This window comes from Mycolicibacter heraklionensis (genome assembly GCF_019645815.1).
Lineage (GTDB): Bacteria > Actinomycetota > Actinomycetes > Mycobacteriales > Mycobacteriaceae > Mycobacterium > Mycobacterium heraklionense.
Genome location: NZ_CP080997.1, coordinates 55,195 through 79,286 on the forward strand (window position 1 = coordinate 55,195; position 24,092 = coordinate 79,286).

The 24,092-nt window shown below is 66.4% G+C and carries 21 protein-coding genes; 5 read left to right on the plus strand and 16 right to left on the minus strand.

Going from position 1 to position 24,092, the window contains the following annotated elements:
- Nucleotides 1–3: 3 nt before the first annotated feature.
- The 4 genes from K3U94_RS00270 to eccB all read right to left on the minus strand — a co-directional run bounded on the left by K3U94_RS00270 (nt 4) and on the right by eccB (nt 7,299).
- Nucleotides 4–1,188, minus strand: a complete 1,185-nt coding sequence (locus K3U94_RS00270) for a PPE family protein (protein ID WP_047320311.1) — start codon at nt 1,186–1,188, stop codon at nt 4–6.
- Nucleotides 1,189–1,191: 3 nt separating this feature from the next.
- On the minus strand, nt 1,192–1,494 hold the full coding sequence (locus K3U94_RS00275; protein WP_047320312.1) for a PE domain-containing protein: 303 nt from the start codon (nt 1,492–1,494) through the stop codon (nt 1,192–1,194).
- Nucleotides 1,495–1,596: 102 nt separating this feature from the next.
- Nucleotides 1,597–5,805 (minus strand): type VII secretion protein EccCa, encoded by a 4,209-nt coding sequence (gene eccCa / locus K3U94_RS00280; RefSeq protein ID WP_220695233.1) that lies wholly within the window; start codon nt 5,803–5,805, stop codon nt 1,597–1,599.
- A 3-nt stretch (nt 5,806–5,808) separates the two neighbouring features.
- Nucleotides 5,809–7,299 carry a type VII secretion protein EccB gene (gene eccB, locus K3U94_RS00285; RefSeq protein ID WP_220695234.1) on the minus strand — a complete coding sequence of 497 codons (1,491 nt, stop codon included), beginning with the start codon at nt 7,297–7,299 and terminating at the stop codon, nt 5,809–5,811.
- 149 nt (nt 7,300–7,448) lie between these two features.
- Between eccB and K3U94_RS00290 the strand changes: the two genes are divergently transcribed.
- The 3 genes from K3U94_RS00290 (at nt 7,449) to K3U94_RS00300 (ending at nt 9,743) form a co-directional block, all read left to right on the plus strand.
- Nucleotides 7,449–8,357 (plus strand): hypothetical protein, encoded by a 909-nt coding sequence (locus tag K3U94_RS00290; protein ID WP_230987324.1) that lies wholly within the window; start codon nt 7,449–7,451, stop codon nt 8,355–8,357.
- 108 nt (nt 8,358–8,465) lie between these two features.
- Nucleotides 8,466–9,077 carry a DUF4226 domain-containing protein gene (locus K3U94_RS23410; RefSeq protein ID WP_230987325.1) on the plus strand — a complete coding sequence of 204 codons (612 nt, stop codon included), beginning with the start codon at nt 8,466–8,468 and terminating at the stop codon, nt 9,075–9,077.
- 36 nt (nt 9,078–9,113) lie between these two features.
- Nucleotides 9,114–9,743 (plus strand): sensor domain-containing protein, encoded by a 630-nt coding sequence (locus tag K3U94_RS00300; RefSeq protein ID WP_220695235.1) that lies wholly within the window; start codon nt 9,114–9,116, stop codon nt 9,741–9,743.
- Between the two features lie 37 nt (nt 9,744–9,780).
- On the opposite strand, the gene K3U94_RS00305 is transcribed toward K3U94_RS00300, so the two are convergent.
- The 7 genes from K3U94_RS00305 to K3U94_RS00335 all read right to left on the minus strand — a co-directional run bounded on the left by K3U94_RS00305 (nt 9,781) and on the right by K3U94_RS00335 (nt 15,555).
- Nucleotides 9,781–10,191 (minus strand): type II toxin-antitoxin system VapC family toxin, encoded by a 411-nt coding sequence (locus K3U94_RS00305; RefSeq protein WP_267878368.1) that lies wholly within the window; start codon nt 10,189–10,191, stop codon nt 9,781–9,783.
- A gap of 2 nt (nt 10,192–10,193) precedes the next feature.
- Nucleotides 10,194–10,412, minus strand: a complete 219-nt coding sequence (locus K3U94_RS00310) for a type II toxin-antitoxin system CcdA family antitoxin (protein WP_047320315.1) — start codon at nt 10,410–10,412, stop codon at nt 10,194–10,196.
- Between the two features lie 72 nt (nt 10,413–10,484).
- Nucleotides 10,485–11,444: a hypothetical protein gene (locus K3U94_RS00315; RefSeq protein ID WP_220695236.1), complete on the minus strand. Its 960-nt coding sequence runs from the start codon at nt 11,442–11,444 to the stop codon at nt 10,485–10,487.
- Nucleotides 11,441–12,538, minus strand: coding sequence for a DUF5631 domain-containing protein (locus tag K3U94_RS23415; RefSeq protein WP_230987326.1), 1,098 nt, complete (start codon nt 12,536–12,538; stop codon nt 11,441–11,443). Before K3U94_RS23415 ends, K3U94_RS00315 begins: the two co-directional genes overlap by 4 nt.
- Nucleotides 12,539–13,946: 1,408 nt before the next feature.
- Entirely contained in the window at nt 13,947–14,321 is a 375-nt protein-coding gene (locus K3U94_RS00325; RefSeq protein ID WP_220695238.1) for an Rv2240c family protein, read from the minus strand.
- Nucleotides 14,322–14,670: 349 nt separating this feature from the next.
- Nucleotides 14,671–15,153, minus strand: a complete 483-nt coding sequence (locus tag K3U94_RS00330; protein WP_230987671.1) for a hypothetical protein — start codon at nt 15,151–15,153, stop codon at nt 14,671–14,673.
- Nucleotides 15,154–15,222: 69 nt separating this feature from the next.
- On the minus strand, nt 15,223–15,555 hold the full coding sequence (locus K3U94_RS00335; protein ID WP_373693206.1) for a VOC family protein: 333 nt from the start codon (nt 15,553–15,555) through the stop codon (nt 15,223–15,225).
- A gap of 78 nt (nt 15,556–15,633) precedes the next feature.
- On the opposite strand from K3U94_RS00335, the gene K3U94_RS00340 reads away from it, so the two are divergent.
- Nucleotides 15,634–16,560, plus strand: coding sequence for an alpha/beta fold hydrolase (locus tag K3U94_RS00340; protein WP_220695239.1), 927 nt, complete (start codon nt 15,634–15,636; stop codon nt 16,558–16,560).
- On the opposite strand, the gene K3U94_RS00345 is transcribed toward K3U94_RS00340, so the two are convergent.
- On the minus strand, nt 16,557–17,513 hold the full coding sequence (locus tag K3U94_RS00345; RefSeq protein ID WP_220695240.1) for a dipeptidase: 957 nt from the start codon (nt 17,511–17,513) through the stop codon (nt 16,557–16,559). The genes K3U94_RS00340 and K3U94_RS00345 overlap by 4 nt on opposite strands.
- Nucleotides 17,514–17,567: 54 nt before the next feature.
- On the opposite strand from K3U94_RS00345, the gene K3U94_RS00350 reads away from it, so the two are divergent.
- A complete protein-coding gene (locus K3U94_RS00350) occupies nt 17,568–18,179 on the plus strand; it encodes a GNAT family N-acetyltransferase (protein WP_047320319.1) in 612 nt (203 codons plus the stop codon).
- An 11-nt stretch (nt 18,180–18,190) separates the two neighbouring features.
- On the opposite strand, the gene K3U94_RS00355 is transcribed toward K3U94_RS00350, so the two are convergent.
- From K3U94_RS00355 to K3U94_RS00370, 4 genes are all read right to left on the minus strand, one after another.
- Complete coding sequence (locus K3U94_RS00355) at nt 18,191–19,309, minus strand: nitronate monooxygenase (protein ID WP_047320320.1); 1,119 nt, start codon at nt 19,307–19,309, stop codon at nt 18,191–18,193.
- A gap of 178 nt (nt 19,310–19,487) precedes the next feature.
- Nucleotides 19,488–20,921, minus strand: coding sequence for an alkaline phosphatase family protein (locus K3U94_RS00360; RefSeq protein WP_220695241.1), 1,434 nt, complete (start codon nt 20,919–20,921; stop codon nt 19,488–19,490).
- Nucleotides 20,922–21,085: 164 nt separating this feature from the next.
- Nucleotides 21,086–22,549: an alkaline phosphatase family protein gene (locus K3U94_RS00365; RefSeq protein WP_220695242.1), complete on the minus strand. Its 1,464-nt coding sequence runs from the start codon at nt 22,547–22,549 to the stop codon at nt 21,086–21,088.
- Between the two features lie 54 nt (nt 22,550–22,603).
- Nucleotides 22,604–24,004 carry an alkaline phosphatase family protein gene (locus K3U94_RS00370; RefSeq protein ID WP_220695243.1) on the minus strand — a complete coding sequence of 467 codons (1,401 nt, stop codon included), beginning with the start codon at nt 24,002–24,004 and terminating at the stop codon, nt 22,604–22,606.
- Nucleotides 24,005–24,092: the final 88 nt, after the last annotated feature.

The following is a 24,092-nucleotide window of genomic DNA, read 5'->3' on the forward strand; positions in this document are numbered from 1 at the left end:
AGGTCACACCCGGTCGTCGACAACTCGCACGGTGTTGGTCCGGTCGGAGGACCGGTCGCCTTGACCTTTTCCGCCCGCCCCGGCGCCGTGGGCGATCGGCATGCCGCCCATGCCGCCGGCGCTGGTCGTCGTCACCCGCTGAGACTCGACGGAGCCCAGCGCGCCACTGGGCCGCAACCCCACCGGACGGCCGCCGCCGGACTCGAATGCGCTCACCGGGCGGGTGAACGCCGACACCGGCGCGCCCGCTCCGCCGCCCCCGAAGCCGCCCGCGCCGGGTGCGGACGTCGCATTGGCCAGCATCGCCGTGGCCGGCACCCCGCCGGCTCCCGCCGGGTTGAGCGCGCCGCCCAGCATGCTCGGGTTCATGAACATGCCCATCAGCGACTGCATCGGGCTCATCATCGACTGCGGCATCTGCATCAGCGACTGCGGCGCCTGCATCAGCGTCGAGCCGATCTGCTGGACCGGGCCCAGCATCGAACTCATCTGCCCGCTCATGCCCTGGGCGGCGTTGGCGCCCTGCCCGGCGGCATTCGTCGCCGACGACGTCCCGGTGTAGGCGGCGCGCATGGCACCACCGGCGGCGGCCTGGGACGCCGCTTCGCCGACGGCACTGGCCGCAGCCGCCGGGGCCGCGGGCGAGGCACCCATCCCGGCCACCGGGGCGGGCACCGTCAGGCTGGAGGTGAGCGCGGTCAGCGTCGCCCCGTAGGACGCGCCCACCGCGGCGTTGTTGGGCCAGAACAGGCCGTAGTACTCGTATTCGAGCGACGTGATGCGTGGCGTCAACGCCCCCAGCACCGACGGGTTGATCCCATAGTCGGTGGCGGTCTCGATCCGGTTCTCCTCGCACTCCTGGGTGGTGCGCATGCTGCCGTAGGCCAGCTGGTAGGCCTCGACCGCTGCCGCGACGATGGGCGCCTTCACATCGACCCAGCCCGCCAGCCCATGCAGGGCCACGTTCAGCAGCGTTGCGTTGAGAACCGACCCCTCCGAACCGGCGCCGACCCATCCGATCGACGTCAAAGCGGTGTTGATCGCCGAGGCGATTCCCGACGCGTGGTGGGCCACACCCAATGCCGTCCACGCCGCCCCGTTGGTCAGCATGGTCGTAACACCCGCACCGGATTTGATCAACATGTCGTTGGTCTCCGGTGTGCGGGCGGCCCACCCCGGGTCGGCCACCGACTAGCCGCCGAGTGCGACGGTGGCGGCTCGCAGTGCCTCGGTGGCGCCGTACACACCCGAGGCGGTGGCCTGCGCGCCGGAGAACAGGCCGCGCTGCGCCGAATGCTCCGCGACGATGCCCAGGTATTCGCTGCCGGAGGCCAGCAGGGCGGCCTGGAACGCGATGGAGTCGGGGTCATTACCCATCGGCAGAACGCCTAGCAGTGCCGGGCTGGCCGAGGCGGCGGCCGCCTCCGTTTCGGCGGTGATCCCCGCTTCGACGCCCGAGGACGCCAGGACTGCTTCCGGTTCGACAGAGAACATATTTCCTCCCGATGCCTCATCGCTGATATGCCGACGTTGGCAGGTCGGAGTCGATCGTAAACCGATTTCGGGTCCGCCGTCACTTCACGATGTAAATACCGGTTATTGCTGCTCGAAATCGTGGATCATCGACGACGGCACTCCGACCAGGACACCTTCCACGTCGGAGTCGTTGACCAACAGGCCGCGGCCGGGGGGCAGCGCCTGCGCCCGCACCATCCGGTTGACTTTGTTCTGCGGGTCGTTGTCCATGAACAAGGTGGGCACCTTGGCGGCGCGTTGCGTCTTGACCCAGGGGTCCATCTCCAGCTGGCCGAAGTTGGACGAGTTGCGGGTGGTGAACACGTGCAGGCCGATCTGGCGGCCCCGCTCCATCAGCTTCCACAGCGCCGCGCCCACCGGCGGCTTGGCCGGATGGATCTGCGCCGGACGAAGATCCTGCACGTCGTCGATCAACACGAAATGACGCGGCCCCTCCCAGGGCTTGAGCGCTCGCAGCTCCTCCTGGCTCAGGCCCTTGGCCGGCAGCCGGGGCAGCAGAACCTGCTGCGCCAGCGTGGTCAGCACCTCGTCGATCTCGTCCTGGTCGTAGGCGTAGGCATTGACGTAGCCGGCGCCCTGCAGGTCACGCAGCGGCCCGGTCTTGGGGTCGATGATGGTGATCTGGGCTTCCTGCGGGCTGAACCGCGCCATCACCGCTTCGCCGACCGCGGCCAGGGTGGCGCTCTTGCCGCACAGCGCCCGCCCCAGAATCATCATCCCGGGGTGCTCGGACAGCATCAGCGGCACCGGCAGCAGATCGTGCTGCTCGCCGATCATGAACGCGATCGACGGGGCGGTCTGGGCGGGCGGGCGCTGTGCCACGTCGTAGGCCAGGACCTCCGAGAGCGCGACCGCGGGCGGCAGCCGCTTGAGCGTGGCGTGCTTGGTCACGCCCGCGACCTCGGCGACCCGGGTCCCCAGTTCCCGGGTCCCGATCCGGGTGCCGTCGTCGGCGGCCAGCTCCGGCACCCCGATGAGCATCTCGTGCAGCGACTCGGTCAGACCGAAGCCGGGCCGGTTCACGGTGCGCTTGGCGGCGTCGCGGGCGTCCAGCGACGCCGTGCCCATCTCGTTTTCGCCCGGGTTCTGCAGTCGCAACTGGATGCGTACGTCGGAGTTCTGCAGCAACGTCTGGCGCTGGCCGTGGATCCAGCCCGAAGCGCTGGTCATCAGGTGCACGCCGTACTCCGGGCCGACACCGCTGAGCGCGATGATCCGGTCCCCGAGCATGGTGTCGGCGGCATACAGGTCGGAGAAATCGTCGATGACCAGGAACACGTCGCCGTAGGGGTCATTGGGATCGGTGCCCGCGAGGCTTTCACCACCGGAACCGAAGCGCCGCTCCCGGAACTCGTTGATGTCGATCTTGTCGCGGCGGAAGGTGTCCTGACGGGCGCTGATCAGCGCGGCCATGGTGGCGACGGTGCGCTCCACGCCCTCGCGGTCGGCCGGTGAGACGATGTCGGCCACGTGCGGCAGCGTCTCGGCATAACCCAGCGTGGCGCCGCCGACGCAGAAGAACGTCAGCCGCGCCGGGGTGTACATCAGCGCCGCCGAACACATCAGCGTCATCAGCGTCGTCGTCTTGCCACGGCTCTTGGCCCCGACCACCATGATGTTGCTGCGCAACACGTCGACGCAGTGAATCAGCTGCTGCGCGTCCTCGGGGATGTCCTTGACGGCCAGCGGCCACACCAGCCCGGGGTTGCGGCCGTAGTCGACGTCCCACGGCTTGCCCCGGTACCGCGCAACCAGGGCGTCGACCGGCTCGGAGATCTCCAACGGGGGCAGCCACGGCAGGTGCGGCGCCGTGCGGTCGGCGGCCATGAGCGACTCACGCAGCACGTCGACGATCTTCTTCTTCTTGAAGCCGTCGGCGTGCAGAAGGAACTCGTCGGGTTCGGCGTCGGTGGCCGACATGTCCTGCAGCGCTTGGGCGTCCGCCTCATCCAGCGGCTGGTACTGCCAGGTGTAGAGCCGCGGCTTGGTCAGGGTCATGTCGAGGGTCTTGCCCGTCGACGTCTTGCGCTTGGGGACGACGAACGGCGCCGACAGGTAGAAACAGCGGAAGGGCTCCAAGTCTCGCGGGCCGACCTTCAGCAGCCCGAAGCCGTTCTCTTTCGACGGCAGGTGATAGGCGGCGTCCGAGCCGATCACCTCGCGGCTGTCGTCACCGGACTCGGCACGCAGGGCGACTCGGAAAGCGATGTTGGACTTGACCTTCTGCAACGACGACAGGTCCAGGCGTTGCCCGCCGAGCATGAAGAAGACGTTGGCGCCGCGGCCCTCCTGGCCGATGTGGATGATCAGGTCGATCCACTTGGGGTGGTTCTGGAACAGCTCCAGGTATTCGTCGATCACCACCAGCAGGATGGGCACCGGCTCCAGGTCCCGGCCGGCCAGCCGGATTTCCTCGTAGTCGTTGGCGTCGCGCGCACCGACGGAGTTGAACAGTCGATAGCGCCGGGCGATCTCGCCGTCGATGGCCCGGCGCATCCGTTCGGCGAGGTGCCGCTCGTCCTTACCGAGGTTGGACAGGGCCGCCGACACATGTGGGATGCCGAGGATGTCCTGGGCCGCGGACTCGAACTTCATGTCCACGAAGATCACGTTGAAGGTCTCCGGCGAGTGGGTCAGCGCGATGCCGTACACCAGGGACAGGAAGAACTCCGACTTGCCCGAGCCGCTGGTGCCGATCACCACCGAGTGGAAACCGAAGCCGCCGAAGTCCTTTGCGCGCAGCACGACGTTCTGCAACTCGCCGTTGGGCTTGGCGCCGACCGGGATCTCAGCCCACCGCTCGTCGCCGCGGCTGCGCCGCTCGGCCCACAGCCGGTCGACGTTCAGCTCGCGCGCGTCGTCGATTCCCAGCGCGCGCAACAGTTCCAGCGCGCCGCTGCCAGCGTCGGCGACGTCGACACTGGCCGTCGGGGACCAGCGCGCCATCGCCCGCGCGTAGCGGTAGGCACGCGGCACCGACAGTTGGTCGGCGTGGGCGAAGAATTTGCCGCCGGCGCGCAACATGGGCCGTGGTGACGTGCCGGTGCCGCGCCCGTCTCTGCGGTGGGCCGGGGTCGCGTCCTCAGCAAGGTTGTGCCGGGCCGGGTGGTCGATCACCTCGAAGACCTCGTCGCGCGCGAAGCCGACACCGGTGCCGAGCCGGGATGCCACCCGGAGCACCGTGATGCCTTCCTTGCCGACCCGCCCGATGACGCTCTCCCAGGCCTCCGGACTGCCGGTGTTGTCGTCGACGATCACCCAGTGCGGACCCAGATCATGCCCGTCAGTGCCGGTCTCCAACGCCGATCCCATGGTGGTGGGACTCGGCGCCGACGGTGGCCGCCAGGCACCGCGCTTGCCTTTCATGTGCAGGTCGGCACCGAGCGTCGCCTCGAGTTCGGTGGGGCTGGTGAACACCAGGCGCCGCCACCCGCAGGCGTCGAACAGCTCGTCGTGCTGGTTGTGCGGAAGCCAGACCATCCAGGACCACAGCTCGGGGTGCCGGGTCACCACCATCAACTTGACGTCAAGCGGATTGTGAAAAACCGCCAGCCCACTGAGCATCGAACGCAGCAGCGAGCGGACCCCGTCGAGATCCTCGCCGACGAAGCTGAACCCCGGGCGGGAGCGCAGGTTGACCACTTTGGCGATGTCGCGGATCTTGCGTTGTTCGAGGATGAAGTCGCGCAACGCCTGGCCGGTGACCGGCTCCAGCTCCTCGTCGATGGGGATCTCCGGCCACTGCACCGACAACACCGAATCCGGGGCATGCTGCACGCCGACACCCACCCGCACGTCCAGGAAGTCAGCGTCGGAGCGGCGACGCTCCCACATCTGCGGACCGCCGATGACTGCGCCCAGCCCCTGCGGGTTGGAGTGCACCAACTCCTGGGCATTGCGCTGGGCGCAGACCGCTTTCTGGATCTCGTCGCGCTCGCTGTCGAGGGAGCGCAGGTAGCTGCGCCGGTTCTTCTCCTGCTCGCCCCAGCTGATCTTGCGGGCCCGGCCGAACCGCCCGGAAAACATCAGCATGCCCAGGCCGGCCATGCCCACCATCGGGAACATGCCCGAGCCCAAGCTGCGCACTCCGGAGACGTAGAGCATGACGATGGTGCCGATCAGCGCGACGATCAGCGCCGGCATGCCGATCATCACCCAGAGGTTGCGCGGCTCGCGTTCGGGAAGGGCGTCCGGTGCGCGGGGGGCGACCCGCACCGGCTTGGGCTCGGGAACCTGAAGACGGACCGGGACAAACGCTCGCTTGGACATGGTTCACTGCCCGCCCTGCTGGTTGTTGGGGACCACCGGCTGCACCGCGCCGGCCGACGCCACGGTGTCGCGGGCCAACAGCGCGGCATGCCGCGACAGTTCCGGACCGGTCGCGAAGGTGCGCAGCAGCGGCCACGGCGCCTGCTGCGCCGAGCCGGGATCCAGGCCGAGGCCCCGCAACGTCTCGCTCTCGGCGGCGATGCCGAACCGGACCCCGTTGGGCGACACCCAGAACAGCGTCTCGCGGGAATCCGAGTCGAGCAGCTCACTGGTCGAGGTGACGAAGTTGGTTGCGCCCGGCAACACCAAAACCTGGTTGGCCACCACCGAGGTGGGGCTGCGGTCGTCGCGCACCAGCCGCACAATCCGGTTGTCCATCCCCGGCGACACCGGCAGGCCGCGCCCGTTGTACAGGGTGATCCGGGCCTGCCGGTCCCCGGAAGCCTTCTCCCAGCCCACGCACGTCGTCGGGTCGGCGGCGGTGTCGACGAACTTGAGCCTGCTGTTCGGGTAGTACTCGACAGGAAGCGTGCCCACTTCCGGGATGTTGATCAGCTTGTCCGGGCTGACCACCAGCGGGGCGACCGACCCGAACGAGTTCGCGCTGCGGATCAAGTCGGCCACGAAGCTGGTGATCTTCTGGACCCCGTCGGGCAGCAGCACATAGAACTGTGAGCCGCCGCCGGCCGTCCGGGTCTCCAGCACCGCGCCCACCTGGGATCCGGGCACCCACTGCGACGGCGTGCCCGCCAGCGGGATCACGGGCACCCGCAGCGGCTCGGTGCTCGGCAGCGCGTCGAACAGGGCCCGTGACATCTCCACCGGGACGGTGGTGCCCGGGTCGATGCCCAGGCTCAGCGTGATCGCCCGATCGGCCGGGTCCACCTGGGACCGCTTACCGCCCCAGATGACATAGGTGGCGCCCTGGAAGCGAGTCAGCACCGCGGCGTCGGGGGCCAGCGGCGCGGCCCGGCCCGCCGGGCTCAGCGGCCCCGCGATCGAGGTCACCACGGGTGGTTCGGCACGGCGCGGGGAGCCCGCGGTATCGCAGACCGCCCATGCCGACGGGGCGCCGGTGTTGGCGACCAACGACGTCGGAGCGCCGGGGATGCCGATCATGGGGCCGGTCGGGTACTTGGCGATCTCCGCGGGTTTGACCCAGGTGGGGACCTCGGCGTGGCCGACCGCAAGCCGAGCCGAGGTGATGTTCAGTGCCGGGTACAGCCGCCCGTCGATGCGTGCGTAGATCGCTCCGGAGTCGCGGTCGCCAACGATCGACGACGTCCGCACGATCCCGGCCGGACGCAACACGTTCAGCAGCAGCATCCAGCCCATGCCGATGAAGATCAGCACGATGGAAAGCACGATCGCGGCGGTCTGCTTGCGGTCGTCGTGCTTCATCCGCACCGAGAACTTGGTGGTGGCGGCGCGCAGTCGTCGGTTGTAGAACAGGTGACCGGAGTTCTGGTCCCGGTTCGACAGACTCAGCGGCATGCTCTGCTACCCCTAACGACGCACGCTCGGCGATGCTGCGCCGCCCCCTGCGGCGACAAAGCGCACCGCGACGACATTACTGGCGTTGGCCAGCGGGAACCAGTCACTTGCGCACACGCGATGAAGCGCACGCGCGTAGGTTTTGCGCTATGCCGGACCAGTTGGGCGCGTTCGCCGAGGCCGCCCGGGCGCTGAGCGTCGTGGGAGTAGCCTTCGGTTTGGCCGTGTCCGGCTGTGGGTCGAGGAATCTCGGAAGCGCTTCGACCCCTTCGGCTGGGGCAATCCATGTGACGAACCTTCCCCCAGCCGTCAACGAAGCGACGGTGGTGCCGAGGCCGGTGTCGAGATTACGTCCGGGAATTCAGATACTGGTGGGCGAAGGAGCCACGACGACCGTGTGTACGGCCGGCTTCTATTTGGATTTTCCGGATCCGAATGCTGCAGGACGACGGCTTGCCGGGTTTGTCACCGGCGCGCAGTGCGCTCACGGTGACGGCGATGCTCCGGTCGCCGTCATGAAAATCGAAGACGCCGGGCTGGCCCCAACGCGGACCAAGATCGGCGAGATCGCTTACCTGACGGCGGGCGGCGCACGTCCGCAAGTGGCCGACGAGCCTTGGACGACACCGACATCGCCGCTGGCGCTGTTCAGGTCCGGACCGGGCGGTTGGCCACTGCCCGTCGACGGCATAGTCAACGGAAAACAACCGACGGCCGAGACCATCCAGACAGTCGATGTGCTGCAACATAACCGGCCTCGCGCAATGTGGACAGATCTCGACGGCAGGGTTGTCGAAGGGCACGTAATCGATCCGGTAAAGACCGCGGAGGTGCGGGCCATCCCCGCCGGCATCGAGCGAGTCGTGGTCGCCGCGGACGACGTCAACGCGGCGATGGACGCCAAGATCATCGGCGCTCCGGTGACTGCGGACGTGGACGGTTCCACCGTGAACCTCGGAATCATCACCGGGGTCGATGATGCGCGCCACTGGGTCGTGGTCGACTTGATCGGTCCCTTCCTGGCGCTACACGACGCGGTGCTTGTTGTAGAAAAGTAGGCGCGGTTGCCTATCAGCGCAGCGACAGTCCTGTGACTTCGGCGGATCGCCTTTGTCCGCAATGCGTTTCAGTGGAGTGATGCCGGCAACGCGCGTACCTTTTGCGCTATGCCGGACCAGTTGGGGACGTTCGCCGAGGCCGCCCGAGCACGAGAAGCGCAGCTGGCGCAGCGGTTGGCGACGTCGGTGGAGCTCGACCGGTCTTTTGAGGGCATCCTGCGTGGCGCTCACCAGTACAACCTGCAGTCGCGGGCGCGTCTGGACGCGCTGGAAGCCGAGATCCGCCAGGCCGCTGCCACCTGGCCGGGCATGGACACTCCGGCCGGCGCCCGTCAGTTCCAGGCGTACCTGGTCGGCAAGACCCGGGAGATCCACAAGATCGTCGCCGATGCCTCCGCGGACAGTCAGCAACGGGCGGCGCAGGTGCAAGCGTTGACCGGGCGATATCCGGCTGGCGGCGCGAAACAAAAAGGCGGTCCTGATGATGGATCATCGACAAACGAATCACTTGACGACCTATACCAGGATTTGGCGGAATTGAGCGTAAAAATCTCCTCGCACAACGCTAGCCCTCCTAATCCCCAAAATTATGCCGCCGTGGCGGAATATAATGCGGAGGCCCAGGAATTATATGACGAGATTCTTGTCTTGTCCGCTAAATTCCTAACCTACGGGGTAACGATGGACGTGCCGCCTCCGCCGGTTTTCACCACTCGATGACGGTGCCTGATCCAGTTGTTTTTGGGAGGGATTAGCGTGGTTCGCAAGGACTTGTTCACCCGCTTCAGGATCCTTGCTGGTGTGTGCTGTCTCGCCGTGGCGCTGACCGCCTGCCATTCCGGTGGTGTTGGCGCGGCACCCGGCATCGATGCCGACGCGTTGATCGTTGACCTGGATGATGTCCAGCGCATCACGGACCGCGGTGACCTCACTGCGCTGCCGGTGACGGACGCGCCCACTTCGTTTCCCGAGAATTCGCGTACGCCGGAGCAGTGCCGTCCAGTGTTTGGCCAAGAGGACGCTTTTGGGCACAAGTGGTCACAGTTTCGTGCCGTGACATACACGGCCGCTGGTGGAGAAATAAGCACCATATCTACCGTCGCGCAGGGGATCGGAATTTATCCTGATGATGGCGCGGCGAGAGCTGAATTCGACCGGCTCGTGTCTTCTTTCGAGGCCTGTGCGGCGCTACAGGCAAAGCTTTACGATTTCAGCCTGAACAAGCAGGATACGTCCACCGTTGCCCTGGTCTTCCCTGGAAATTCGCAGAGCGTCGTATACCGCATTGCATCGTCGGTGTTGATTGATGTCGTAGTCCAAGGGATTCCTCGGTCCGATCAGATCGCAGAAACTGTGACGCAAATGATTTCGGAACGGGTCAGGTAACGCTTGGAATCGAGTTAGCGGCGATTCGAAAGTGCTGTCAGCCGATGGCCTCGGCGGCAGGCCAGGCGCGCGCTAAGCGCTGGTCTGTGGTGAGCAGCACCAAATTTGCCGTGTCAGCAAGTTCGACGTAGAGGGCGTCGGTGAGGCGCAGAATGTCGCGTCGCGCCCACGCTCCTGCCAGCAGTGGTGAGAGTTCATGCTTTATCACCGGCGCCCGCCGAAGCTCATCCAGCGCCGTCTCGACCTGAGCAACCGTGAGTACGCCGGCGCGATGCATGCGGCCGAGTGCCGATACCACCTCGGCGTCAAAGTGAGTCGGCGCGTTCATCACTGTGTTGGCCAGTCGCGCCCGGACCGCGGTAAACCGATCACGGGTGCGGGCGAGTAGGTCCACCATGGCACTGGCGTCAATGACCACCTGCTCTGCTGGCGAAGAAGAGGAGGAGATGCTCACGCTCCGAACTCGTCACGGGCGGTGTCGAGTGCGTCTAGTACGTCGTCGTGTCGAGCGGTTGTGCTCCGATCCTCCAACCCGTCAAGCCAGGTGCGGGTTCCCGAATTCTCCAACTCGGCGCTGATCGCTGCCTGAGTCAGCGCCGAGACATTCAGTCCCCGCGCCCGGGCACGCTCCGCCAGATCGTCTGGAACGTACACGTTCAACCGAGCCATACACACCAATATACACAATCGGTCTTCGGCGGCCCGGGGTCAATTAGCCGAGCAGCGGCCCCGCCGGCGCGGTCACTTCGACGTATCACCCTTGTCCACAATGCGTTTCAGCGGCGTGATGCCGGGATGGCCGGCGTCCTTTGCGATCGACTTGGTCACCGGCACGTTGGGCGGGGCCGTCGTGCGGCCCTTGACGGGCTGGCCGTTGGGCACGCCGGGGGCGGCGATCCGCTTGGCGTCGGCCTTGTCATCCTTGCCGCCCTTGCCGCCGGCTCCCGCTCCGCCGGGCATCATCGGCATCATCCCGCCGCCCCCACCCGCGGTGGGCGCACCACCTGCGGGACCGGCCGCACCGGTATTGGCCAGCGCGCTGGCGGGTGTTGTCGGCGTCGATGTCCCCGGAACCGGGGGCGGCCCCAGGTTGCTGGCCGGCGTGGTGCCCACGCCCAGCCCACCGCCGCCTCCGCCGGTGCCGAAATCCCCGCCGCCCAAGCCGGGGTCGGGACTGATGTCCGAGGCCAGCGTGGTGCCGCCGAGCCCGGCCTTGCCCAGGGACGACGCCGCGCTCATCAGTGGCGACAAGGCACCTTGGCCGGCTTGCATCAACCCCTGGGGCAGTTTGGTCACTGCGCCGAGAGCTCCGCTGAGTGCGCTGGTGATGCCCTGCATCGCGCTGTTGACGCCCTGCATCGCCCCACCCATGGCTTCTTGTGGAAGCTGCTGCTGCGGCGCCATCGAGGGGGCGGCCTCGGCGGCGACATTCTGGAACTTCGAGACCGCGTCGGCCTCATGCTCGGCGAACTTGCGCACGGCATCGGCGGCGTGGCCGGTGCGGTCTCGGTGATCGTTGGCTAGTTCGGTGTTCTGCTCGACCAGGTTCAGGTTGGTTGCGGCACCGAAGGCCGCCATCGTGGCATCGACCGGAGACGATCCGCCGGGATGGACCGGTCCAGGGGGGATTGCCGTCGGGGGCTGTGAGAGCGCAATGTGCAAGAAGTCCGCACCGTAATGCCTTACGAAGTCGTCTGTCATGGCGTAACACCTCCATGCCGTACTGCCACTGCCAGATACCACGCCAGGTGGTAGCGGGCCAGCTCTTCGCTTCCGTCGATCAGGGCGTCGATGGCCGCCAACAGCATCCAGTCGGCAACATCCCGCGGAGCATGTTGGGGATAGGCCGACAGTACTCGCGCCTGCGTATCGGTGACTACCTGCCGGAACAGCGCGATTTCGTTGTCGGCGACGCCGGACCGGCGGGCCACGGCGCGTGCCACGGTCTGCACGATCCGCGGCAGGCGGTCGCTGGTGCCGGTGACATCGATGAGCGTGGGACCGAGTTCGTCGACGTGCTGGCCATAGCGGGCGCGCTCGCCGCTGCCGGGAATCGGATCGTTCGGGCCGGCCTCAGTGACGTAGGTGTTCGGTTGGTGGGCGGCGGCCGCGATTACCGCACCGAGCAGATCGACCGCGCTGGTGTCGCGACGGCGGTGGGCCGGATCCAGCAGCGTGAGTCCGGGCGGCAGTTTGACGGTGGGCGGAATCCAGCCTCCGGCTAGGTCGGTGGCCAGCACGGTGGTGGTCTCGTCGTCGCGAAGCCCGGCCGCCCAGGCCAGGTTCGGTGCTTGGCGGGCCACGGCGTCGACTTTGCGCTGCAGATCCTGGTGTTCGGCCAAACGTCGCGCGGCCGTACCGGCTCCGGCCCCCGCGGTGGTCCCGGCGCCCATGCTGCCGGCCACCGATGCGCCGGACTGACTGGCTGCGCCGGGCGTCGGCTTGCCCGGTGGCGGACGATCACCGGTGGAGGCCACCGTCGGACCCCCGGACGTCGGCGTCGTGGGACCGCCGGGCGGGGGCGGGGGAGTCGGGCCCGCAGGCCCAGCAGGTGCGGTCGGCGTGGCCGGGACGGCGCCAGCTGCTGGGCGCAAGTCCGCCCCATAGCCGGGCAAGGGACCCGACGGGACTGCCGGGCCGGCGCTGATCGGCCCCGACGACACCGAGGCCGGGCTCGCTGTCACCGGCGGTGCCGTTGGTGCTGCCGGAGTGGCGCCCGCGGTAGGCGCAGCGGGGGCCACCTCCGTGCTTGGGCTGGCCAACTGCGCCATATTGCCGAGCGCACCGCCGGCCATCGGCGTCACCGACGGCGAGGGGGGAATCTGCGACGGCTGGCCGAACCCTCCGGTGCCTGCTCCGCCCGGCGGTAACGGCGGTGGCGGCCCGCCTGGTCCAGAAGGCCCACCGCCAGGCATGCCTGACGCGAATGCTTGAGCCGGCCCGCCTGCGGGAAGACCGGGGGGCATGCCACCGCCGGGTGGGCCGCTGAGGCCTGGCATGGCGGAGGCCATGGGCGACGGCACGCCGCCGGGTGAGCCGACCCCTCCTCCCGAGAATCCGCCGCTCCCGCCTGACGGCCCGCTCACACCAAGGTTAGTGGTGCTCGTTTGGCCACCTGGAGGTCCGACGACGCCAGTGCTGTTTGTGCCGGTGCCACTTGTACCGCTAGCAGTGCTCGTGGTGACGACGCCAGTGCTGTTTGTGCCGGTGCCGCTTGTACCGCTAGCAGTGCTCGTGGTGACGACGCCGCTGCTGTTTGTGCCGGTGCCGCTTGTACTGCCAGTAGTGCCACTGGCGCCAGAGTTCAGGCCCGTGCCGGATGCATTTGTCGGGCCGACGACGCCAACGCCTCCGGTTGCTCCCCCCGCCTCGGTTGCGCCGCCGTGCCCGGCCGCTGGTCCAACTGTACTGTTGTCGCCGCTGGGCGGCCCGCCGATTGGCGCCGGTTGGCCGCCACTGTTGGTACCACCCGTCCCGCCAGTATCGTTGCCGCCTGCACCACTGTTGGGAGGGCCCCCCGGAAGAAGAAGTTCGTCCACACTCTTGGGAACTGAGTGATTCTCCGCGTCCCCAGTGCCGTACGGGAACGGAAGCTGGTCGGTACCAGCTGCTTTCCTGCTCAGCTCTTCGCTGGTGGGAGGTTGCGGCGGTGGCGTGCTGAATTTTGCGCCGTTATCCTGCAGCCACTTCTGGGCGTCACCTTCGATGCCCAGTTCATTGAACATCTGTTGGGTTGCCGCGATGATCTTGCCGTTGGCTTCTGAACTATATTCGGCAGCCTTCGCGTTGGCTTCGGCGATTAGTCCGATGGCTTCGGTCATTGCCTCGGGCGTATTTTTCGCTACCAGGACGTCGATTTGTGGGTTGTACTGGTCGGCGACTTTCGTCAAGTTCTGACGGAGTTCTTTAACGGCCTTGACAACGCTGTCGCTGGCGGTGCTTTTGCTCCGACAATGCTCGGCGGCGTTCATCAGGCGGTTGTAGCCGATACGCAGCCGTATCAGCTCGTCTTCCGTGGTTTTTCCACTGTTCCTTGCGCTTACGCCGTTTGTGAAGTCCCGGAGTTCGTTAGCTTCGTTCTCTTTGGCGCCGGATTGGCTAGACCAGTGCTGGATGCCGCTCTCAGGTCGGGTCGGGGCGCCAGGCCACCATGTGCCCACCAAGTAAGATGACCATTTACCCGGAGGTAGATCAGTCGGCGAATCAGTCACCGCACAAATCCTTTAGTGCGCGTTCTTTGGCGTTCACGGTATCTACGGCTGTATCGAATGGCGACTTGCCCACACTGCTAAGGGAAGACTCAACAACCAAGTTTTCGTATGCCAGCACCACCGCTTTGGCGGCGTCACGAAGGTTGGGATTCAATGCGGGGTTTGATGCAGCGTCTTCAAGGATTAGGGCGCCGTTTACCAACGCGGTGCGCCCCAGGCCAGCATCGGGTCCGTTGGTCTCGATGTGGACAGCGTCCATGGCAGGTTTGAACCGACCACATAAGTCGGTCTTGGCGGCCGTCCTTTGGGCCGCCGAATAGGTCGGGCTGGCTGGGGGTTGAGTGAACGCCACGATTGCCAGGATCATAGAGGCGGCACCCAGCAAAGCACCAAGTGCCGCGAGTACTAATGCTGACCGGCGACGCGGCTGAGCGTTGGGAGCTGCCGGCCACGGGGGCGATGGCATGGTCACATTGCGGATGGTAGCCCTCAACGGGATTTCACGTTTACATCCTGATTGAGGCTGCATCCGCCCGGCAGGCGGAAGCGCTGAACGTAACGGCAGGGGCAGCACGTTATCTGGCCTCGGGGAAAGGTCTACTGATACTTCAGCGGGATACGGCCGCAGTGCTCGAATCGGAACGGGCTCATCTCGTGAGTGAGCCGACACCGGCGCATCGGCGTACCCTCAAACGGCGTCGACGTCCCACGGGAAGCTAATCGCCGCACAGCTCGATCATCACGCGGTCTTTGGCGTTTGCATCCGTAACTACCGCTTCGAGTTCCGGGTCCCCCCCGTCTTTACCAGTAGCAACCGCCACGAGCGTTTGGTAGGTCAGTGCGAGCGCACGGGCCGCATCGCGATACTTAGGATCGAGGGCGGGGTCCGCTGCGGCCGTCTCCAGAATCAGGGCGCCGTTGGTTGCCGATAGCCGCCCGAGCGCGACGTTGTTAGGCGTGTTCGTTTCGATGTGCTCCGCGTGAGCTGCAAGTTTGTAACTGTCGCAGAGGCGCTTCTTGGCATCGGCTTGCTGCGCGGCCGTGTAATGAGGCGATGAGGCGTCTGCTGATCGGGTTAGCGAAATGATCGCCACGATCAACGCAGCGACTGATAGGAATGCAGCAAGCGCCGCGAATATCGCAGTTGACCGCCGGGGCGACTGGGCGGCAGGCGGTGTCGGCCAAGGAGGTGGTGTCATCGTCACATTGCGGATGGTAGACCTCAACCAGGCCCAAGGCCCCTGGATCGCACCCGGTTGCGCTGACCCCTACCGCCCCAACGGCTTATAGAACACCAGCCCGTTGCCCTTGTTGTCGTAGACCACCGCACGCCGCTCGTGCGCGTCGTCGTAGGGGCCCTTCACGATTCCGCCGCCACTGGCCTCGATGGCTTTCGCGGCGCCGTCGACGTCGTCGGTCTTGATGCCGACCACGACCTGCCCGTGAATGGGGTGATCCACCGCGGTCGCCAATGCCAGCGTCACCGATCCGCCGTCGAGGGCGGCGAAGTGCGCGCCGTCGCGAAACTTCAGCGGCATGCCGAGGGTCTCGCTGTAGAACTTGATCGATTCGTCCAGGTCGTCGGTGGACAAGACGATCATCCGGATGTCGTGGTCGCTCACTGCTACCTCCTGTGGGTTCGATCTCGGTCCAGGCTAAGCCCGGGATACCGTCAGCGGGTGGGTAAACGCCTTGCCGCTTTGGTCATCACGGTCGTTCTCGTCGCCCTGCTGGTCAATACGGTAGTCACCGACCGCATCGCACGGGCCGCGGAGCCGTTTGCGCAGGGGCGGGTGCTGGAGCTGCCCGGACCGGATCTCAACGTGCGCGAGTACGGCTCGGGCGGGGACCGCGCCATCGTGCTGTTGCACGGCTACTCGGCATCGATTCAATGGTGGGATGCGGTGGCACCGGCGCTGACAAGCGAAGCCCGCGTGGTCGCGATCGACCTGGTTGGCCACGGCGGCTCCGAGGCCCCGAGCGACGCGGGCCCGTACAGCGCGGAGGGGCAGGCAACGGCCGTGCACCACGCGCTCGACGCCCTGGGCGTACGCCACGCGGTGCTGGTCGGGCATTCGATGGGTGGGACGGTAGCCACCGCGCTGGCCGAGAGCGCACCGGACCTGGTGGACCGCGTGATCGTCTCCGACACCCCCGCGGCGCTGGGGATGACGGCGATGCCCGCGCTGGGCAACGCGGTGTGCTGGCCGGTGCTCGGCGCCGCTGTCGACCGGTTGCGCAGCCTCGACGCCGTCGACAAGAGTTCGCTGCAGACCGGGTTCGCCGCGGACTTCCCGATTCCGGAGTTGGCCTACCGGTCGTTGAAACGGATGACCCACAACGCATTGTGCGACGCCAAGACCGCGGGCCGGATCAACGAGCAGCGGGCGGTGGCCGACCGGCCGGCGAGTTTGGGCAAACCGGTGTTGGTGGTGTGGGGCGACAGGGATGTGCTGACCCCGACCGCCCAGAACGTCGAACGCTATCGCCAAGCCGGCCTGCAGCCGGTCGTCATCGCCGGATCAGGACACAGTCCCTTACTCGAGAAGCCAAGCGAATTCATCAGCACCATCAAGACTTTCGTCAATGGAGAACACAAAAGCTAGGTCGGCCATGTCTGCCGTGCCACCCGGTGGAAGTTGCCACCGAGCACGGCGTTGACGTCGGCGGCGGCCCAACCGCGTGCCGAAAGGTGTTCGCGCAGTCCCAGCCAGGTCTCCGGCGGCATCCACTGGATCGGACCCCAACGGGTGTAGCTCTCGTCGAACAACTGCGGGTTGGCGACCAGCTCGGCGTTGAAGTCGGCGTGGTCGAAGGAATAGTCGGTGCTGACCCCGACGTGCTCGATGCCCACCAGCTCGACCGCGTACTCCAGGTGGCGCGCTACTGCGTCGAGCGTGGGGGTGTTGGGGCCCAAGAAGATTCCCACCGCGGTGATGCCGACGACGCCGCCGGTGGCCGCGCACGCCCGGGCCTGATCGTCGGTGATATTGCGGGGGTGGTCCCACACCGCCCGCATACACGAATGGCTGTAGACGACCGGGCCGACCGAGACCGCGCACATGTCCAGGCCGGTGCGGGCGCTGCAGTGCGAGCCGTCGGGAACCATGCCCACCGCGTTCATCTCGGCGACGATCGCGCGGCCCCACGCGGTCAGCCCGCCGTCGACGGAGTCCAGGCAGCCGCTGCCCGCACGGTTGGCGTGGTTGTAGGTGGGCAACAGAGTGCGGACCCCGTGCGTGGCCAAGACGGCCAGGTTGCCCAGATCGTCGTCGAGCGGGTTGGAGTCCTCCAAGTCGAAGACCACCGCGATCCCGCCGGCACTGGTGATCGCGTCGACGTCATCCACTCCGGCCGCCACCGTCAGGCCCGGGTGAGCGTCGATGGCGCGGCGGAAGTGCCGCAGCAGGGCCAGCGAGTCGGCGAAGCGCTGCGGGGCATAGCCCGCGTTGACCGACAGCAGTGCGCCACTGGAGTGCTGGTAGCGCGCCAGCGGGGCCACCTCGGCGCTGTCCTGCAGCGGCAAGCAGGTGTGCTGATCCCACAGCAGCGTGCTCATAGCCGCTGATCTTGCTCTGCACGGCGCCCGAATGCGACGCATTAATCTAGCCGCATGGCAATCGACGCGCGGCCCGCGCTGAAATCGGACATCACACCGCTGGCGCAGGCGTTGGGGCGCGCGTTCTACGACGACCCGGTGTCGATGTGGTTGCTGCCGGACGATGCCGCCCGCGCCGAACAGTTGACGACGTTCTTCGGGACCTCGACCCGGGTTCACCACTTGGCGGGCGGTGGGGTCGAGGTGGCCTACGACGGTTCGGTGGTCGGATCGGCTGCGCTGTGGGATCCGCCGAACCGCTGGAAGCAGTCGACCTGGTCTCAGCTGCGGATGGTGCCTTCCCTGTTCCGGTCGTTCGGCTTTCGCCTTTCCCAAGGGCGGGCGCTCGCGGACCTGTTGGATGCCAACCACCCCGAGGAGCCGCACTGGTATCTGGCGGTGATCGGCAGTGACCCGTCCGTGCGAGGGCGAGGTTTCGGGCAGGCCGTCATGCAGCCGCGGCTGGATCGCTGCGACGCCGAGTTGTGCCCGGCGTACCTGGAGTCCAGCAAGCACGAAAACGTGCCGTACTACGAGCGTTTCGGCTTCCGGGTGATCGGCGAGATCACGTTGCCCAACGGAGGACCGACGCTGTGGCGGATGTGGCGGGAGCCGCAGACCCCGTAGCGGCCAAAGGGTCAGTCCCCGATCGAGCCGCTGAGTCGTTCGGCGGCGGCGAGGTAGTCCTCGGCGAACTCGAACACGACGTCGCGGGCAGGCTTCACCTTGTTCATCAGACCGACGCCCTGGCCCACGAAATAGGTGGACAGGGCCTGCGCCCCAGGGTGTCCGGTGGCGGCCAGCTTGTCGATGCGACGCAGTGTGGGTTCGGCGATCATCGACTGCAGCGGTAACGGCAGCGTCGGGTGGCCCTTGTCGTTGGGCCGCCACGCATCCGTCCAATCAGAGATCAGTTGGCGAGCGGGCTTGCCGGTGCGCCCGGTGGAGCGAATGGTGTCCCGCGACGTAGCTGCGAGCATCTTCTGCACGGTGTGCGGCGCGGTTTCGGCTTCCTCGGTGGTGAGCCACACCGAACCCGTCCACGCACCGGCGGCGCCCAAGGCCACGCAGGCCGCCATCTGTCGACCGGTGACGATCCCGCCGGCGGCAAGCACGGGCACGGCGTTGTCGATCGCTTCGATCACTTCGGGAACGACGACCAGCGTGGAGACTTCGCCGCAGTGGCCGCCGGCCTCGGTGCCCTGGGCGACGATGAGGTCGACGCCGTGGGCCACCTGTTTGATCGCATGTTCCTTGGCGCCCACCAAAGCCGCGACCGGGATGCCGTTGTCTTTTCCGGACTTGATCATGTAGTCCGGCGGCACCCCGAGAGCGTTGGCCATCAGGCGGATGGGATGGGCGACGGCAACCTCGAGCAGTTGCTCGCCGGCGCTACCGGCGAGCATGGCCGAACCCAGTCGGGGGGTCTCGTCGGGCTCAATGTCATGCTGCGCCAGCAGGTCTGCGATGAAGGCCCGGTACTCATCGGGGATCCGGTCGGACAGTTGGCGGCCGGAAAGGTTCTCGCCCTTGCCTTCGAATTTGGCGGGCACGATGATGTCGATGCCGTAGGGCTTTCCCTTGACCTGCTCGTCGATCCAGCTCAGCTCCCGATCCAACTGCTCGGGGGTGTAGGCGGCGCCACCGAGCACGCCGAAGCCGCCCGCGTTCGTCACGGCGGCCACGACATCGCGGCAGTGGCTGAACGCGAACAGCGGGAAGTCGATGCCGTACTGCTCGCAGATGGGGGTCTTCATGGTGTCGCCACTCCTTTGTTCACCGGGGATCGAGGACGGCTCCTGGCCCCGCGAGCCGAGGTAACTGCCAGGACGCTATCGCAGCCCAGGTGACGCGTCGCGGCTGGTGCGGCTCCCGGCCCAAACACCGATGCCGCCAGGTCAAAGACCTGGCGGCATGTCGGCGTACGAAGAGCTATCAGCCCACCAGTGCGTCGAGCAGCCCCGACAGGTCGGAGTCGCCCAGGTCGGGAGCCGAGACGCTGTGGTCGGCCAACAAGGACTCGATCCCGGTGAACTCGGAGCTTCCTGGCTGCGGCAGCGGCGGGTCGGTCGGCGCGATGACTCCGGATCCCGTCAGGTAGGCGACGCCGTGGGCCACCAGCTGGGTCGAGTCCACGATCAGCCCGCCCACGAAATCGTTGACCTGCTGGGCGAATTGGGCCAGTCCGCTGATCAGGAAGATGTCCTGGTCGACGATTCCCTGCAGGAACTTGTCGATGTCGGTGACAACGCCGTTGAGCAGGTACGGGATGGTGGCGATGACGGTACGCAGACCGAGCGCCAGGTCATTGCCGATGTTCGGGTAGCCGAACATCGCGATCGCGTCGGTGAGGGCCTGCTTGAGGTCGGTGGGCTCGACGATGCCGTTCAGGACGGTCGGGTCGTTCGCCATCGAGACACCGTCGAAGTCCGACCGCATCGGCACACCGAACAGCGACAAGATCGTGGGCGTGATGTCGGCGATCGAGTAGTTCAGGTTCTGGCTGCCGTCGGTCGCGTGATCGCCGGCCTGATCGAAGATGACGAACTGCGACGTCTCGTTGGGCGACTGGAAGCCATGCCCGAAGCCGAGCGACTGCTGGTGGCCGTGGTCGGTGGTGATGATGATCGACCAGTCGTCACCGGTGGCCGCCTTGGCCTGCGCGACGGCGGCCAAGATCGCTTGAATGTTGGCGCCGACATTGATCACGGCCTGCTCGTACTCGGCCGACCCGCCGCCGAACCCGTGTCCGGCCTCGTCGACCTGCACCTGGTAGGAGAACATGAAGGTGTCGATGTTCGGGTTGGTCGTGGTCGCCAGGATCTGGGCGATCGTCTGCGCGGTGACTTCCGCGTCGGTGTCGGCCCAGCTGTTCTGGAACGGGACGAACAGGTTGTTGTCGGCCCCGTAGCCGCCCGCGGCGCCGATGTCGTTGATGTAGTCCCAGTCGGCGATCACCGAGGTCTCGATGTTCGGGTTGTGGTACTCGAGCAGGTTGAACACCGTCGGCCACGAGTTGTACGGGCTGGACTCGAACACGTTGTTGATCACGCCGTGCTTGTCGTCCCACACCCCGGTGAGGATCGTCGACCACGACGGGCCGGAGATCGTGGTGTGGTTGACCTCGCTGGTGGCCCCGGTGATGCCCTGGTCCATGGCGGTCTTGAAGCCGCTGTCTTCGTTGTAGGCGTACTCGAGGATCTTGGAGAGGTTGGTTCCGTCGGTGCCGATCAGCAGCACGTGCTCGGCGGCAAGCAGCCAGTCGGCCGTTGTTGCGGACAGTCCCGCCGGCGTCCCGACGGCGGCCCCCATCCCGGCGACCAGGCCGGCGACGGCCACACCACTGAGGAACTTCTTGATTGTTGTCACGATCGGATTCCCTCGTACGAGTTATGCCAGCCAATTGGGCGCAAGACTAGCAGTTACCCAGCGAAAACTCAGCTTTCTGCCCGAAATTGCTCATTTGGGCAGGGTGTTGCTGAGGAGGCCTGTGGGTTATTTCAGCTGGCCATACGCGCGTAGTCCGAGGTGTATCAGCTCAGCGGGGCATCCACGTCGAGCAGCAGGGGCAGCTCGGCGCCGCCCAGGTCGGGGGCTGCGAAGGCGTGGTCCGCCAGCAAGGAGTCCAGCGAACCGGTGAACTCGGCGCCCCCCGGAACGGGCAGCGGCGCGTCGTTCGGTGGGATGACGCCGGCCCCGGTGAAGTACGCAACCACCCTGCCGATATCGGTGAGCACGTCGGCCGTGGCCTCGCCGACGGTCTTGAGCACCCACTGTGCGCCCTCGGCGAGCCCGCTGACCAGGAAGATGTCCTTGTCGACGATCGACTGCAGGAAGTTGAGGATGGGCGGCAGCGCGTAATTCTCGAGGAAGTAGCCGGCCCCGCCCGCCAGCGCCCGGATGCTCAGCATGATGTCGATGCCGATGTTCGGGTAGCCGTAGCTGTGGATCGCGTCGGTGAGTGCCTGCTTGAGATCGGCCGGGAACACGATGCCGTTGAGGATGTCCGGGTCGGTCTGCATCGGGACACCGTCGAAGTCCGACCGCATCGGGATCCCGAAAGCCTGCAGGATGGTGGGCGTGATGTCGACGGTCTGGTAGCTCAAGCTCTGGCCGCCGGCCTGCGCGTCATTTCCAGCCAGCGACAACATCACGAAACTCGACGTCTCGTTGGGCGACTGGAAGCCGTGGCCGAGGCTGAATCCGAACAGGTCTGGGTTCTGCTGGTGGCCGTGGTCGGTGACCGCGATGATCGTCCAGCGATCGCCGGTGGCCGCCTCGGCGGCGGCGACCGCCTCCAGAATCTCTTTGAAGTTGGCCCCGACGTTGATGACGGCGTCTCGGTACTCATCCGAACCGCCGCCGTACGAGTGTCCGGCGTGGTCGACCTGCGACTGGTAGGAGAACATGAACGTGTCGAGGTTCGGGTTGTTCGTGGTCGCCAGAATCCGGGAGATCGTCTCCTGGGTGACCAGGTAGTCCATCTCCGCCGAGGTGGAGCCACCGGAGATGCCGATGATGTTGTCGGCCGGATAGCCGCCCGTGGAGGCCATGTCGGTGAACAGGCCCCGGCCGGAGATCACGGTGGTGTCGACCTCTGGCTTGTTGTACTCGATCAGGTTGAACACCGACGGCCAGGTGGTGTACGGCTCGGGCCGGTAGACGTTGCTGACCACCCCGTGCTTGTCGTCCCACACCCCGGTGAGAATCGTCGACCACGACGGCGTGGACATCGTCATATGGCCTGCGATGGTGGTGGCCGCGGTGATGCCCCGGTCCATCAGCATCTTGAAGCCGCTGTCGTCGTTGTAGGCGTACTCCAGGATCTTGTCCAGGTTGGTGCCGTCGGTGCCCAGCAGCAGCACGTGCTCGGCGGCGAGCATCCACTCGGCGGTCACGGCGGACAGGCCCGGCTGCGTCCCCACGACCGCCGCACCCGTTCCCGCAACCAGGCTGGCGACGGCCGTACCGCACAGAAACTGCTTCACCTTCGTCACGATCGGGGTCTCCTCGTTGAAGTGGTTTGGTGTGGCGCCGTCGGTTTCGGCGGATCAGCCCAGCAGGGCCTCGATGTTGAGCAGTTGAGACAGGTCGGAGAACTCGGCGCTGCCCGGCGCCGGTAGCGGCGTGTCTTCGGGCGCGATCACGCCCGACCCCAACAGGTGGGCGACCACCCCGGCCACGGCGTTTGTCGAGTCGACCACCGCCCCGCCGACGGTGTTGACCAGCCACTGGGTGCCCTCGGCCAGTGCGCTGATTCCGAAGATGTCCTGGTCGACGATCCCCTGCAGGTACTGGTCGATCTGGGTCACAAATTTGTCGAGGAAGTAGGGGATGGAGGCGAACACCGTCCGGATGCCCAGCGTGAGGTCGTTGCCGATGTTCGGGTAGCCGTACATCGCGATCGCGTCGGTGAGGGCCTGTTTGAGGTCGGCGGGCGTGACGTTGCCGTTCAGGACGGTCGGGTCGAATGCCATGGAGACGCCGTCGAAGTCCGAGCGCAGCGGAATGCCGAACAGCGACAAGATCGTCGGCGTGATGTCGGCGATCGAGTAGTTCAGGTTCTGGCTGCCGTCGGTCGCGTGATCACCGGCTTGATCGAAGATGACGAACGACGTTGTCTCATTGGGCGACTGGAAGCCGTGGCCGATGCTGAGCCCGGGAAGGGTCACCGTCTGCTGGTGGCCGTGGTCGGTGGTGACGATGATCGACCAGTCGTCGCCGGTGATCGCCTGCACCTGAGCGATCGCGGCCAGGATCTCCTGGATGTTGGCCCCGAGATTGATGATGGCCTGCATATATTCTTCCGACCCGCCGGCGAACGAGTGCCCGGCGTGGTCGGCCTGCGACTGGTAGGAGAACAGGAAACTCGAGATGTCATCCGGGTTGTCGGCCGTGCCGAGGATCTGGGCGATGGTGAGCGCGGTGACCAGCTCGTCGCTGTCGGCGGGACTGTCCCCGGCCGGGACGAAGATGTTGTTGTCGACCGCGTATCCGCCGGTGTCGGCCAATTGGTTGAGGTACTCCCAATTGCTGATGATCGTGGTGTCGATCTCCGGCTTGTTGTACTCGATCAGGTTGAACACCGACGGCCACGCGTTGTACGGCTCGGGCCGGAACAGGTTGTTGTAGACCCCGTGCTTGTCGTCCCACACGCCGGTGAGGATCGTCGACCACGACGGCCCGGAGAGAGTGGTGTGGTTGGTCAGACTTGCGGTTCCGGTAATGCCCTGGTCCATCGCCGTCTTGAACCCGCTGTCGTCGCCATAGGCGTACTCCAGGACCTTCGAGAGGGTGACGCCGTCGAGGCCGATCAGCAACACGTGCTCGGCGGTGAGCATCCAGTCGGCGGTCAGCGTCGACAGGCCGACCTGCGTCCCTGCCGCCGCTCCGGTTCCCGCAACCAGGCTGGCGACGGCCGCACCGCACAGAAACTGCTTCACCTTTGTCACGATCGATTTCCCTCGCCGGAGTTACGCGGACTACTTGGCGGCGATGCTAGCAGCTGGCCCCCAGGAAAAATTCAGCTTTATGGCCCGC